Annotated in this window: 16 protein-coding genes; all 16 read right to left on the bottom strand. The window is 42.0% G+C overall.

The window, feature by feature from the left end:
* Window positions 1-18: 18 nt before the first annotated feature.
* On the bottom strand, window positions 19-2616 hold the full coding sequence (locus C1N53_RS21645) for a hypothetical protein (protein WP_137761282.1): 2598 nt from the start codon (window positions 2614-2616) through the stop codon (window positions 19-21).
* A 45-nt stretch (window positions 2617-2661) separates the two neighbouring features.
* Window positions 2662-3342 (bottom strand): hypothetical protein, encoded by a 681-nt coding sequence (locus C1N53_RS21640; protein WP_137761281.1) that lies wholly within the window; start codon window positions 3340-3342, stop codon window positions 2662-2664.
* Between the two features lie 36 nt (window positions 3343-3378).
* On the bottom strand, window positions 3379-3621 hold the full coding sequence (locus tag C1N53_RS21635; protein WP_137761280.1) for a hypothetical protein: 243 nt from the start codon (window positions 3619-3621) through the stop codon (window positions 3379-3381).
* 31 nt (window positions 3622-3652) lie between these two features.
* Complete coding sequence (locus tag C1N53_RS21630; RefSeq protein ID WP_137761279.1) at window positions 3653-4612, bottom strand: hypothetical protein; 960 nt, start codon at window positions 4610-4612, stop codon at window positions 3653-3655.
* The gene (locus C1N53_RS21625) at window positions 4599-4904 is read right to left on the bottom strand and encodes a hypothetical protein (protein ID WP_137761278.1); all 306 of its coding nucleotides are present in this window, start codon (window positions 4902-4904) and stop codon (window positions 4599-4601) included. Before C1N53_RS21625 ends, C1N53_RS21630 begins: the two co-directional genes overlap by 14 nt.
* Entirely contained in the window at window positions 4901-5098 is a 198-nt protein-coding gene (locus C1N53_RS21620) for a hypothetical protein (RefSeq protein ID WP_137761277.1), read from the bottom strand. The genes C1N53_RS21625 and C1N53_RS21620 overlap by 4 nt, the downstream gene beginning before the upstream one ends.
* Window positions 5095-5604, bottom strand: coding sequence for a terminase small subunit (locus C1N53_RS21615; protein WP_137761276.1), 510 nt, complete (start codon window positions 5602-5604; stop codon window positions 5095-5097). The genes C1N53_RS21620 and C1N53_RS21615 overlap by 4 nt, the downstream gene beginning before the upstream one ends.
* 361 nt (window positions 5605-5965) lie before the next feature.
* Window positions 5966-6166, bottom strand: a complete 201-nt coding sequence (locus C1N53_RS21610; RefSeq protein ID WP_137761275.1) for a hypothetical protein — start codon at window positions 6164-6166, stop codon at window positions 5966-5968.
* Window positions 6167-6198: 32 nt separating this feature from the next.
* The gene (gene dnaB / locus C1N53_RS21605; RefSeq protein WP_137761274.1) at window positions 6199-7536 is read right to left on the bottom strand and encodes a replicative DNA helicase; all 1338 of its coding nucleotides are present in this window, start codon (window positions 7534-7536) and stop codon (window positions 6199-6201) included.
* Window positions 7533-8348 carry a hypothetical protein gene (locus C1N53_RS21600; protein WP_137761273.1) on the bottom strand — a complete coding sequence of 272 codons (816 nt, stop codon included), beginning with the start codon at window positions 8346-8348 and terminating at the stop codon, window positions 7533-7535. The genes dnaB and C1N53_RS21600 overlap by 4 nt, the downstream gene beginning before the upstream one ends.
* Before the next feature lie 243 nt (window positions 8349-8591).
* Window positions 8592-8954, bottom strand: coding sequence for a helix-turn-helix domain-containing protein (locus C1N53_RS21595; RefSeq protein WP_137761272.1), 363 nt, complete (start codon window positions 8952-8954; stop codon window positions 8592-8594).
* Between the two features lie 55 nt (window positions 8955-9009).
* Window positions 9010-10071, bottom strand: coding sequence for a hypothetical protein (locus C1N53_RS21590; RefSeq protein WP_137761271.1), 1062 nt, complete (start codon window positions 10069-10071; stop codon window positions 9010-9012).
* 5 nt (window positions 10072-10076) lie between these two features.
* Window positions 10077-11366, bottom strand: a complete 1290-nt coding sequence (locus tag C1N53_RS21585; protein ID WP_137761270.1) for a phage integrase SAM-like domain-containing protein — start codon at window positions 11364-11366, stop codon at window positions 10077-10079.
* A 380-nt stretch (window positions 11367-11746) separates the two neighbouring features.
* Window positions 11747-12664, bottom strand: a complete 918-nt coding sequence (cysK, locus tag C1N53_RS21580; RefSeq protein WP_137761269.1) for a cysteine synthase A — start codon at window positions 12662-12664, stop codon at window positions 11747-11749.
* A gap of 109 nt (window positions 12665-12773) precedes the next feature.
* A complete protein-coding gene (gene epsC / locus C1N53_RS21575) occupies window positions 12774-13607 on the bottom strand; it encodes a serine O-acetyltransferase EpsC (RefSeq protein WP_137761268.1) in 834 nt (277 codons plus the stop codon).
* Between the two features lie 239 nt (window positions 13608-13846).
* Window positions 13847-14341, bottom strand: a complete 495-nt coding sequence (locus C1N53_RS21570) for a hypothetical protein (protein ID WP_137761267.1) — start codon at window positions 14339-14341, stop codon at window positions 13847-13849.
* Window positions 14342-14525: the final 184 nt, after the last annotated feature.

Genomic DNA, 14525 nt, shown 5'->3' with positions numbered 1-14525 from the left:
AGCTTATAATTTTAGAAACTACCTTTCTTTAAAAACATTAGCCTTTCCTTGAAAATCTTCCATCCTTTTAAAATCTACCCATCTTGTTACTGGCGCAGGAAGTTTTGCTATAGCTTGAGCAAGCTTATCATAGTCGAATCCCCCCATACTGCTACTCGGCACATAAGCAGGTGGCATAAGGTACTTAGGGTTAGGTGTTACCAATCCCCCTGAAGCGTAGCCTTTTAAGCGCATCTTTTCCAGAGAAGCCACAAGCCCCGGGTTCGCTTTTACCATAGATTGGTTCATCACATATTCTCCCTTATGTACTATGCCTGCCGGCTCATGCACCGCACCATCACCAGTATATCCACCAGTGTAGAACTGTGGGGCTTCCGGAGCATTCGCTGTAAGCAGTTGTTTAGCTTTAGCTATGTTAGCCAGCACAGTAGCAACAGTAGTAGCCATCGCCACCATATTACCTGGGAAAGGTAAAGACTGAGAAGAAGCGATACCTTTACTGATCGCCTCAGCAGTAGACAGGCTTATCTGGAATAGGGTAATTGCCTTCTGGAATTCAGCAGCCTCGGCAGACTGGCCAGCCACAATGTTAGCCAGATCTCCCAATGCCTGGGTAACTGTAACAGCCGTTTGATATTCCGCTTCTACGATGGCGGCTTTCTCATCTGCCTCTCTTTTCCTGGTAGCAACTTTGTTATCTGCTATCTGCTGTTCGGTGGCTGTGGAATCAGTACCATAGTCAATCTGGTTTTGCAGCCTGTTCTGAAGCTCAAGAACTTGGAGCTGATTTAATCTGGCTTGATATTGCTGCTCAGTTACTTCGCCATTGGCATATTGTTCCGTAATAACTAACCTTTGCTCCGCATAATACTTGTCAGTAAGAGTTTGAGCTTCATTATATTCCTTTTCTTTGGCATTCTTTATTGCTTCAACCTCCTGTTTAGCAAGCTCTATAAGTTTGAGAGAATGATCCTTCCGGGCCTGTAGTTCCTGTTGGTCATACTGAGCCTGAATGAGCGCTATTTGATTCGCAGTTAAATCTTTTGCCGATAGGGCAATCTCCCGCTCTTTGTCGTAAAGATCAATAGTAGCCTTTAGTCGTTCCTCTGAGTTATCCTTTGTATTTAGTACGGCCAGCTCAAGTGCGGATTTCTCGTCAGCCAATCGCTTTTGTAACGCCTGATACTGCTTATCCTCCATCTCCTTTGACCTGTTAGCGGCTTCTTCGGCTTTTTTCTTGCGAAGATCAGCCTCCTCTTTTATGAGGGAGACACGGTTAGTTATAAACTCATTCTGCTTACCGTTTGAGTCTTCCTGTATATCGAACAGCTCGTTTTGTGCATTGATGATATTTTGCAACTCATCATCGGTTACTTTAAGAAGTGCAGCTTGCTCTTTGGTAAGTGTGTTATTGTGAGAGTAGGTTGCCAACTGTTCCGTTTGAACCTTGTTAAGGCCTGCCGTAGCAGCTGCCTTCTTGATAAGTATATCTAATTCCTGCTGCGCCAGATCAGACAGCACCTTATTACGCTCCATCTCTTTGGCATAGGCATCCGCATTAGCTTTTTGTCTTATCTGCAAGGATTTGGTTTCATCATCCCGAACGTTTTTCAAGGCTTCAATGTCGCGTAATAGACGTTTGGAGGTGGAGGAATTTAATATTTTCTCTCTGGTTAGCTGTTGCTCCAAATCAATCAACCGGTACATTTCAGCTCCTGCCTTCGCAGCCGCTTTGCCAATATCCCCTAGATTAACAGTTAAGTCTTTCACCACTCCATTGAAGTCTGTAAATATCCGCTTAGGATCCTGCATTAACTTTACAAGGCCCTGCCCAACAGAGGCAAATGAGTTTACGAACACGTCGAAGGCAGCAGTTAAGGAGCCAACGACCCGCTCTAAAAAGTTCATGCCGGCTTGTGTTTTGGTAAGTAGCGCCAGAAGACCTGTAAACATGATCAGTATCGGAGTCATAGCAAGCAGCATCAGGGCTTTACGGCCTAAGAAAGATGCTTTTTGTACGCCATCCATTCCATCTTTAAAGTTGCTTAAGCCTTCTTTAGCAGAGGAAACGGCCTGTTTTGCTTTGTCCATCCCATCTCCAACAAAGCTGATAGCTGCTGCCAGAAGGCCTGAGCTATCTGCCGCCTCAATAATGCTACGGCTGTAAGAGCCAACGGACCGGGTGTAAACCTGTATACCTTCCTCAGCACCTTTGAGCTCATCCGTAATCTCATTGATGTGGTTCTTCATCTCTTTGCCCTCGGCACTTTCTCTCTGTGCCTTTGACATAGCATAATATTCTCCTTTAAGGACAACTAGCTTTGTGCGAAGTTGCTCCACTGAACCTGCAGCAGCCTCATCCATTTTAGCTTGCGCTTCCAGCATCTTAAGCTGGTGGGCTTGCTGTTTTGAAAGATAAGCATACTCTGACTTCAAAGCCTGCTGACGTTCAATCATATCATCCGTCACCACATTGCCGGCTTTCATCTCTTTAGCCAGCTCAGCCTGTTGGCGCTTATTGTTCTCTATCTGCTTGCCAAGGTTTACCAGCTCCTTTTTGGTGGCAGCATCGTCTAATCTAAACCTAAGTAATATTTCTTTCTTTTGCTCTGACATGGTGTGTGATGGTTATGCAGGGGCCAGATGAGCCCCTGCTATTTGTTAGTACCTGTTCCTGCCCTCAATTTCATCCATGCGCCTTTTGAGTGGGCTTACTTCGATGACAGCTTTATAACCACCATCTGACCTTATCTGACGCAAAATGTTATGGGAAGTATCGTTATGGATGACACTCACCCCGTATTGATCATGCAGTTCCTGTATCAGATCTTTAGCACACTCCACTTTTAAGTATATTTCCTTCTCCCGATCCGTTACCGCATAAACCGATACTGAATCTATATAAGAGCTCAGGACATCCTCAGAAAGCACAGCTTCATCATCCACTATTGCTACATCACTAAGGTGAGCTGTTCTATAGTAGACGGTATGGTCTCTTTTAATCCTTCCCTTCAGCATATTTATGGCACTCTCTACATCAGACAAATCAGGCAACTTCACCATCTGCTTTACCTGTTCGATATCAAGAGATAGTCCTGCCACCTCTACAGGTTTACCGTCAACTATCCGATCACGCACAATGTTAGCTATTACTACCTTACCTGTAGTCAGCTTTGAAATATCTTGCATAGACAGCTCTCCAAGACCTAACCTCCTGAAAGAAGTTATTACTTTATTCACCTGATCCACTAAGCTTTCAACCCGGCGCTTAAACTCTTCAATCTTATCCTGATCGCGAGACATGACTATTTTTTCTTCTGGTATTTGCACTTCCTTTTTCATTGGTCTAAAAGTTGAATTATAAAATTGATTTTTGTTTTAGTCTTTACTATTGATTACATCTACTACATCTAATATCCATACTCCAGAGCCGCTCTGTTGCTTATTAAGCTCGATATTAATACCAAGCCTTTTAAGCAAGTTGTCGAGTATAACATCTTCCTCTTCAGTTGTCACGGTCAGATGCTCCCAACCTGCGTATCTTCTAGAGGTAATTGCCTTGATGAGCTCTAACCGCTCCTGAGGCGTCAGAACTAGCGGGTAATTCTTTCTTCCTGCCATAATCTATCTGGTTATATGGTTGATGATATATTTAATTCAGTTTGAATTTTCGCTTGATGTTTTTGGTGACCTTCGCCCAAGGATCCTGTTTGCCGTTAATTTTTGAGGCCACACCATCCAGAGGATGTCCGTTCCGCGATACCTTCACCCGGCCGCTAATTCGATCGGCTGCGTAATCCAGTGGGTGGCGTTTCGCCAGTGGCCTGTTTGGTTTTGGCTTTGGCCTGGCCACCGCCTGTGCAGAAGGGCCGCCTCCAGGTACATCATTTTCAGCTAGGATCATGTTGGAGACAATGCCACCCGCCACTTCTATTTCAATACCATTATCCAGCTCGTAAACTCCGTCACCTAAGGCTTCTGTTAATTCCGGATTTTCATATACTTTAGAGCCCTCATCTAACTCTCCTTCATAATAGATCTTGCCCTCGCCGTTTGCCAGTTCTGTGCTTTCTGCCAATGCTCTTGGCTTTGGCACAGGCTTACTCACCCTCTTCGCTTTTGGCTTCGGCTTGGCCTTCGTTGAGTTGTTCGGCTTCTGCCTGGAAATTGGTTTGCCAGTAATAAGATCCTTGCTATCCAACATGAAGCGGCCTGGGCCATGGGGAGTGGCTTTGGCAAGCAAGAGGGCATAAGTACTTACATCATCATCAGAGAATGTCTCTAATCCATTCTTGTGTGTATAGGTGTTATCATACTTCTGGAGCCTGGCCCTTTCGATCGATGAAAGAGGAGTATTGTCCCTGGCAATGGTTCGTAAAGTTTGAACAGCTGCAGCATCGGTAACGCTACCGTTCATGATGCCGGTGATTACATCAAGCTTCTTCTTTCCATCCAGCATAAACTGCGACGCTGGGAGATTTTGAACCCGCTCCATGTATTTCGCCTGGTATGGGTTAGGTGCGCTTATTCTCTGTGCACCAGGTAAAGGCCTGCCGTGTACCATCCGGCTAAAGCCTGTGAAGATTCCTCTGATTAAATTAGACTGTCTCATTTTTCACATTATTAAATATTGGTTCTACATCAAGCCATTTTTCAGCCTCCTTCTCATCTTGGAATATTGGTATGTTCCCTCTGATTATCTTTAGAAAAAATGGCTTCTTCGGATATATAGCTGCTTTCATCTGTGCTTCAGTTTTATAAACTACATCCTCAACCCTATATCCATCCTCCTCTATCCAAACTGCTGCACATCCGTTTACCCCGTTGTCAGCTAACAGGGATTTTAATTCTTCTTTTGAAACCTGCCCAAGCAGGATCTGCTTTAATATGTCTCTTTGCGTCATGGCTGTATCGGATATCTGTCAGGGAAAAAGCTTCTCATTATGTCGGGGTCTCCCTCGCAAAACTCAAACAGAGCGGCGTGTAGATCAAATGGCTTTTCTCTCTCCAGCCTTTCAGCCGCCTGTTCTTTCGTTATCCGGCCAGAAAGTATCTGCTTCAGGACCTTCCGGCTGTTTTCTTTTGATTTAGATTTCATCTGTTCAATTTTTGCATCAACTCATCTACCAGATTATTCAGCCGTTCCGGAGGTAGCTTGTCTATAATGTCGGAACTGGTTATGTAACCTCCTATGGCCTTCAAGATCAGGTCAGATGCATGGATCTTGTTATAAAGCTTAATCTCCAAACCGAAACGGCCTTGCTTGATGCTTTCCACAGCCGCCAGCTTTTCTCTGCTGAGTGTATTGAAATCTTTGAATTTCAAGCTAGTGCCGTCAAAGTCTACAAAGTCTGAGATAACCGCCCCGGCAATGTTAGCCAGGTTAGCTACAACAGCATCCGTATCCAGTTGGAGCCTGTCAGAACGTTCAGCCTGCAGGCGCTTAATCTCTTCAGAAACTAAAGTTTTCTTAAGTAGTTGGTGCCCTTGGACCATTGCCGTTTTCTCGCTATACCCAGCACGCATAGCTGCTTGAGTTGCGTTCATATCTTTAAGGTATTCTTCTATAAAGAGTGACTGTTTCTTATTAAGATTTCCTTTCATACTTTATAATGATATAGCGTTTAAGCTAAATACAGGGCACGAGTGATTAAAATATTTATATTTCCACCTACACTAAATTAACCTTTTTAAGTGGGTTATCATTGGCTTAAATCCCTTGCGTTTAAAACCTAAGTGCCTTGATAATACAGTAATCAAAATATATTCTGTACATTGATGCTCTTCTAGTAATGCATATAGGATTGTTTGATTACATCTACAGCAGTTGCCTCTGGTGTGGATATTTGGGGTTGTTGGCTTTATTGCCGGCAGCCCCTTTTGCTTTAGTATGAATCTATATTCAAAGCTCTACACGCGCGCGTTATGATTCCCGAAAAACCTTCAGCATGCTCAAATCGCTCTTTTACCTCCCCTTCTTCAATTCGGGGTTCCGCTGCACAAAAAGCCTGAAGCTGTCGTAACTGTGCCCTAACAGCTTAGCCATTTCTTTACCTGGTAACTTGCCATTGGTGTACAACTCCCGGGTAAGCTTTATATCTGCTGTGGTAAAGTCTTTTCGCTTCTGTTTATCCTTTGATGGCTCAGGGAATAATTCTAACTGCATGAGTGCCTACATTTGACAGTCATCTTTATATTCTAATACTGATCGGCGTAATCTGTAATGGAGCTATGAGCTAAGTCGCACCTGGTAATAATAGTGTCTAAAGGTCCATTCCTATGTTTAGCGAAGATGTGCTGCAATGTGCCTACCGTTGAATTACCAATCTCATCTTGTGTTATACCGTAGTACTCCGGGCGGTATAAGAAAACTACCATGTCTGCATCCTGCTCAATTGACCCTGATTCTCTAAGATCAGATAATTGTGGCTTTTTATCCGGCCTACTCTCCACAGCGCGACTCAATTGAGAAAATGCTATAATAGGTATGCTTAGCTCCTTAGCTGTGAGCTTCAACCCCCTGGAAATCGAGCTGATTTCTTGCTCCCTGTTACCATCTCTCTCACCTCTCATCAATTGTAGGTAATCAACTATGATTAAATCTATATCATAGTCAGTTTTAAGCTTAAGGCATTTTGTTTTAAAATCTGTTATAGTGAGACCTGCAGTATCATCCAGAAACATATTATTATTCCGAAGCTTTTGGCTCATAATAACAACCTCTTCCAGATCATCCGTCGTGAGTAGCCCTTTTATGAATTGGGAATTAGTAAACTCTGATTCAGAAGCAATAAGCCTACCTATAAGCTGCTCGTTACTCATTTCTAATGAGAAGAATACAACACGCTTCCCATACTGTAATACTGCATTCTTTGCACATTGTAACCCTAAAGCTGTTTTACCCATGCCAGGACGTGCTGCTATGATAATTAAATTTCCTTTGTGCCAGCCTCCGGTTAACCTATCTATACTGCTTATACCACTCGGCACGCCGACAAGCCCTAACTTTTCTATATTAGCTTGGGTTGTAGCTATAAAATCATCGTAAACTTGAGCTGCTGTTACAGCGCTGTTGGCGGTTATGCCACCTAAAAGGGCTGAAAGATTACTTACGTTTTTTGAGATTAACTCTAGAATATCATTACTCTGATCACCAGCGCCCTGGTAACCCTGCAAAAATAAATTCATCACCTCACGCCTGGCATAGTATTCTAATAATATGTGGATATGATGTAGAAGATTAGCATCTGAATATGCATTCTGCGTCAAGCTAACAACATAATTAGGGCCTCCTACAAAATCTATTTTACCTATTTCCCGTAATTCCTGCGTCACAGTAAGTATATCAACTGACTCACCTTTTCTGTACAGAGATAGGATCGCCCTGTAAATTTGTTGGTGAGCAGGTTTATAAAACACTTCAATTCTTTTTAGATAAGGCAGAGCTGTAACTAATCCAGGCCTACTCTGTATTAATGTACCCAAAACCATAACTTCAATTCTTAATTCATTTGGATGTGGTAAAGCCTTCATCATTTGTATACCTTTTTCTGTTGTTCTTTTACTGACTTCTGAATATTAAACCCTGGCACCGCATTCATGATGGGAACTTGAGAGCTATAAGAGCTTATAGGTATGATTTCATCACTCCAGCACTCACCATGTAGGTAGGTGCTTGGATTCTTGCGGTGCTTCTTATCTGGAGTGGAAGCAACGTATCTGGGCACATGAGCTACCGCAGCATCTCTTTTAATTTGAGAAAGGTTCTTCCAAGCAACAAGTGCTTTTTTTCGATCAACCTTCTTATCATATAAATTCCAGAATACCTCAAATGAAATTTCATAATCTGGCAAAGCATTGCTTTGCAGTTCTGTTTGAGGTTTTTGGTTTAAGGTTTTAGGTTTATTAGTTTCAGGGTTTATATATGACTGTAATGCTTCTGCAATAGCTTCTACAGTTGCTCTGGGGTGTGCTTCTACAATTGCTTCTACAATTGCTTTTACATCTGCTTCTACATTTTGTGCAGAAGCAAGTTTGTAAGAATCAGTTTCAGAAAGCCATTTCCCTGTTAATGAAACTTTATTACAGGTATATTGATTTCTACTTTTCTCCACCCATACTATCAACCCACAGTCGTGCAGAAATTGAAGAGCGTTCTTATAGGTCCTCCAGTCTGTAATTCCTAAAGTCTCCATAGACAACTCTGTTTGTATGTCTACCACTTTTTTCCATCCGCTTTTATTGGCACGATGAACAATCCAGTGATAGATTGCAACATGAGGCGCCTTAATCCTTGGTTCTTCGAAAGCGTAAGGCCAAAATGCTTTTTCCAACTCATATCCATTCATCTACTCCTCCTTTTATGATTTAATGCAAGATTCTTTGAAGCTGGCCAGGAGTAGGCAATTATGCACGATAAAGCTTTCACATGCCTCAAACTGCTTTGACAGCTGTTCATACATCTGCACCTTATCAAAAGCATATAGCTCTCCCTTCTCAAGACATAGCTCCTGATAGCTCCAATTATACCATTCTGATTCTTTAATATTGGATGTTGCCTCTGGTGTGGATATCGTTGACATGGATACCTCCTATGCTCTTTTGCGCCTGGCTGATCTGGCAAGGGTAAGTGTTGCCTCCTCTGCAGAGTTAGTTGGCTCTACCAGCTGTAATTTGGACCAAGCAAGCAGATCCCCACGTGAGAAAATAAGCTTTCTCCCGAACTTCTTGAAAGGAATCTGTTTGGTGCTGGTTAGTTTATAAAGCTGTGATTCACTAATAGGGTAACCTTGGTTATTAAGAAACTTTACTGCTTCCTCAAAAGGAAGAGTATCGGCTTGCCGGCCAACTTCTCCTTTGTTTGGAGAATGATGTTTAATATCTAGCAACAATGTTTCAATGTTGCTAAGTCGTGCTTCAATTACATCAAATGGATTAGTCATTGTCTCATTCATTTAGTTAATGAGACAAATATCATGACTTGCAAAAGTGGTAAGGGGTGGTAAGGGGTTACGTAAGGGGGTTACTTAATTCAGCTATCTTAAGTTCATCTTTAGCTAGGGCCAATGCAGCATTAACATCTGACAGTTCATGTGGGTTTTTAAATAATAACTCAATAGCAGCTTTAATGTGGTTTTTCATATTAGAAGCTGTTCTTATCCTTTTACCACCTGTCATCGATATAGAGTTATATTTTGTTTGAAGTGCCTTCCAAGACACATTCCATCTTTCCGCTTCTGTCTTTATTCCATTTATTTTACCACCTTCCATTTCATCAAATATTAAAGACTCCCCAGTCCTGTGAAGGTAATAATAGTATAAAGCTATAGCCATTTGTTTAGGCTTACCATCTGGTTGTTTTTTGTGCCGTGCGATTGCACAGTTTATAGAATCACTAACTGCAGGACCTGTTGGCGATATTACCTTATCAGCAGTTGGCGCTATCTGGATTGTAAGCAATGGCTTATTCATCATACTCTCATCAACTGTAATGATTTGCCTGTTTCCTAAATATTGAAATTGATTTGAAACTTGCTTTTCTACTTCAGAAGTAAAAGCATTCTCAAATAAGGATATGTTTTCCAACAATATTCCCCAAGCTTTATAACTTATCCCTACCTCAACACCATAACTATAAAACTCATTTAAAGAATATTTGTGTTCAAACCTACTCCCTGGCTGGGCAAGTCCATTAGGAATAAATCCATAATCTTTTTGGAGCACTATTTGAATTACTGCATCCCTTCTATTATCAGGCGTATCTATAAATGGAATAAGTGAAGAGCCGTAGCCCTTAAAGAAGCCTTCCTGATATCTGAGCATATATGCAATAGGAATTGTATCATTATCCTTTAGCAGTTTATCTATCGATGCACTAAAAGCAGGAAGAAAATAGAGATTGTATTTTTGAAGAGTGATATATTTAAAGATTGGACTTTCATCAATAAAGTACTTCCTTGCTAAACTTTGAGGCAGCAATCCTGCCTTATATAAGGCTAGAGGATGGGGCTTATAGTTTAATACTGCTTGAGATGCGCTATTAATATTACTTACATAAAAGTTCATATCCATAACTCTTAAAAATTAGTCAATAAAGCTGCATTCTTTTGTCTCTCCTCTTGCTCAAAAGATGCCAGGTAGTTCTCTGTAGTTTTAAGATCATTATGCCCTAAGCTCTCCGATATAAAGGCAATATTAGCCCCTGATCGTTTAAGTACACTGGCGTAGCTGTGCCTAGCCGTATAGGTACTTATATTACCGATCCCAAGCTCGTCACCTATGATCTTCATTTTATCATTCATCAGCTTTGTGATGTTCTTAATGATGCGCCTTTCATCGGTTGGAGACTCCCCGCCTTTTAAGAATGGAAAGATGTAGATATCCTGGCTTTCAGGAGGATTCCCCCACCGCTCCATAATTGCTTTCATCTCTGGTGTAATGATGGCATGAATGAGCTTTTTCTTTTTCGCCTTGGCTACTGTCTTCTGCCGGTAAAAACAGATCTCACCATTCCGGATATTGGAGTACTTGAACTTGCAAATGTCTGTGATGTTGGCCCCATTACATAAGTAAGAGTAAAACCAAAGATCCCGGCACATGGTAGTGGTATCAGTTTTACAGTCGTGCTTCACAATTTTGCCAATATCCGCTATGGTTAGGGCAATATTCCTCCCTTCATGCTGCGGTATTTCATACTTGCCTTTGCCAAAGGGGTGCTGTGAGGCTTTAATAACTCCAGCTTCTTTAGCATCATTCACAATAGACTGCAGCGCCCTCATATACATTGAAATCGTTGTATAGCTCTTACCTTCATCCAGTAGATATTTTTCATACTTTTGAAGCCAGGCAACAGTGATCTGGGAGATGTTAATTTTATTGGCTGGCAACAATGCCGCACTTATGAATTTACCACCTTTAAGTTCTTTGGGGTCCTGATCTCTGTTTGTAAACAGGATTATACTTCTTAGGGTGTACTTATACCAGTCAGATGTGTTCACCTTTTCATCTTCTATCGTTACTTCCATTTTGGAGATGAAAGCCACGTTCACGGATGAGCCTATACCTTTTCCAAGTCTACCATTGAGTGCCTCAAAAGAAAAGAGATCATTCCTCACAAGGTCCTTTACCTGCTCCTTTACTTTATCAGCCTCATATTGAATAGCTTTTTTAATATCCAGCATAGCCCTGCTTTTAGAGTCTGGCAAAAGTTCCCAATCATCCAATGAGATGTACTTTCCGGTACCGTAATACTTAGGAACTCTCTTATGGGTAACTCTAATTTTAATTGGGTATAAGCCTGCTTTTGTAGGAGTCCTTTTATCTAATACAGCCTCCAGAGTTACACCGCCTTCTGAATAGTCAAACATGTTTGCAAATATTTTACTTACAAACAATTTACAAACAAAAAGCGAAAAAACATGAAACCAACAGAAAATAAAAGCAAACTAAAAAGCCACTCACAATATCGTAAAGCAGCTTTTTAGAATGTTTGAATAAAGAAGAAAATACAGGAAAATAGCATTCTTTTGCATGGCATGCAAGAGGTCATCGGTTCGACTCCGATATTCTCCACACTTATAAAAAAGCACTTGCTCCATCTCAGAGCAAGTGCTTTTTTGTTTCAGCCAATTTGTAACTAACTAAACAACTCAAGCCAGAAAACCGGCGGAGAAAGTATCAGGCATACAAAAAGGAAGAGCTTCGCCGTTTGCTGCGAAGCCCTTCCTTTTATTTGAATTTGTAGCTGCTATACAAACAGACCTTCTACAGAAAGATAGCGTTCGCCTGTGTCGTAGCAGAAGGTAAGCACTCTGGAACCTTCCGGAATTTCTTCCAGCTTTTGCGAAACTGCAGCCAGGGAAGAACCAGACGATACACCTAAGAAGATCCCTTCTTCAAAAGCAGCTCTTCTGGCATACTCAAAAGCATCTTCATGCTTCACCTGTACTGTACCATCTAATAAACTTGTATCTAAAATGCTCGGTATGAAACCCGCTCCGATTCCCTGGATCGGGTGTGGGCCCGGTTGTCCACCACTGATCACCGGTGAAGCGGCTGGCTCAACAGCAAAAACCTGCAGGTTCGGGAATTTCTCCTTCAGCACTTTAGCAACACCTGTAATGTGCCCCCCTGTACCAACACCTGTAATCAGATAGTCAAAGCCATCCGGGAAGTCCTGCAAAATTTCCTGTGCTGTGGTATCAACATGCACCTGCGTATTAGCCTGGTTGTCAAACTGCATGGGCATCCAGGCCTTGTCGTGCTCACCCAGCATTTCTTTGGCACGCTCAATAGCACCCTTCATACCTTTCTCACGCGGTGTGAGCTCCAGCTTAGCACCATAGGCAGCCATCAGGCGCCTGCGTTCAATCGACATTGATTCCGGCATCACCAGCACTAACTGATATCCTTTTACGGCTGCCACCATAGCAAGACCTACACCTGTGTTACCAGAGGTAGGCTCAATAATAACAGAGTCTTTCTCCAGCATTCCTTTCTGCTCTGCATCTTCTATCATGGCCAGGGCAATACGGTCTTTAATACTGCCACCCGGATTGCTTCTTTCAAGCTTCATCCATACCTCAGCATTTTTGCCCGCGAACAAATTATTTATCCTGACTGTTGGGGTATTCCCGATAGTCTCTAAAATTGAGTTAACTTTCATAAGTTTATATTTTGATCTGGATTAATGATGAATAGATAATAATACCACAAAACCGGTTTATAAGAAGAGCTTTAGTAGCAACAAATACCTGCAGCCGAAACTGCTAATCTTAAATAGAAAAGTCAATGGCATCTGCCGGACCAGCCGACTGGTTTACTTTAATCTGCGGACGATGGTATACCCTCGAGTAGGCCGGTACACTTTCTGTCAGCCACACATTTCCTCCGATAACACTACGTGTTCCTACTACGGTATTGCCGCCTAATATAGTTGCACCTGCATAAATTACCACATGGTCTTCTATTGTAGGATGCCGCTTAATTTTTGCCATGGCCTTATCCACACTCAATGCTCCTAAGGTAACCCCCTGGTATACCTTTACATGATTACCTATAACCGTCGTCTCTCCTATTACCACGCCCGTACCATGGTCGATACAGAAATGAGTGCCGATTTTGGCTCCGGGATGAATATCAATACCAGTCTTGGCGTGGGCATATTCAGAAAGGACGCGCGGCAGTAATGGTACCTGCAAGTTATACAGGGTATGAGCGACTCTATGCACGGCCACAGCTTTAAACCCGGGGTAAGTCCGAATTACCTCTTCCAGGCTCTGAGCTGCCGGATCACCTTCGGCAATGGCATAAGCATCCTGCAGCAGTAACTGATGAATAAAAGGCATTTCCTGCATTACCTTGGTAGCCAGCTCCTGCGCAGGGGCTGGCAAAGCTTTTTCCATGCCCATCATGATCTGTGAAAGCTTGTTCTGCAAACCCTCCACATATAAATGAAGTGCCTCCTCCGACTCGAACCGCTGCTCAGCCAGAGTTGGAAATAAAAGCTGCATAACTCCCTCCATAAGCTGGCAGATTGCAGATGCCTGTACACGATGCTGCGCCTTCTCATGATTCTGGAAAAGTGTATGTATAAATTCTTTATTCATTTTAATAGTATTTGCTTATGCGGCACTACCCTTTATGGGGTTTACGATTATGCCGGCACTTCAGTACAACTAAGCACAAATGTAAAAAAACTGTACATACAATTGTTCATCGTTGGTTACAGCACCATTTCTTCATAATGGACTGTAAAGCAAAAAAGGGACTTAAAAAGCCCCTTTTGAAGTAAATACCCTACCCAGAAATTTGTAATCAGGTTCAGCTGTTTGCCATTCCTGGTTCTTTAGGAATTAATAGTATGCTCATGCATTTTAACACCATTAACAGCTATCTGATGGTCCAGAGCTGCCAACCGTAGAGAAGAAGTTACTTGTCGGGCAACATCATCACTTTGTATGGCACCAAGCTTAAGCTCTACCTGCTCCTGGTTATTAAGTTCAAACAAAACAAAATGTTTGGAAATACGCACCTGCTGTATCTGGCTCCAACGCAGCATATGTTCTTTGCTGAAGAAAGACAGGCGGAACTTAATGTAATCGGGTTGCATCGAGAAATAGGCATCTTTTAACCATATTCTGTCAGTGGCCATAAAAATGGATAAAATGCCAGCTATAAAAATAACCACGGCACCTATAACCCAGTTTACACGAATGGTATCCTGTAGCACAGTCTCACGAAAAAAAGCGTAAGCACCACCTGCAAAGAAGAAGAACCCCAGTAGAAGCAGATTTTTTTTGGTCTTGCTTTTTTCTTTATTTGGGTAGAGATTTATATACATATAAAATCAATAATTTAGAAAGTTTGTTTTTATGCTACTGAACAGAAATGTTATACTACTAAGCTGAATGTAAAGCAGGATTTAATTTGTTAAATTTTGAATTATTCTAACAAATGATTTTATCAAATATTAAACTCTTATTCTTACATTCAGCCTCAAAAGGGGCTCCTATGTGTTTTCAACC

Source organism: Pontibacter sp. SGAir0037 (assembly GCF_005491705.1).
GTDB lineage: Bacteria > Bacteroidota > Bacteroidia > Cytophagales > Hymenobacteraceae > Pontibacter.
This window is presented reverse-complemented; position numbering and strand designations above follow the sequence as displayed.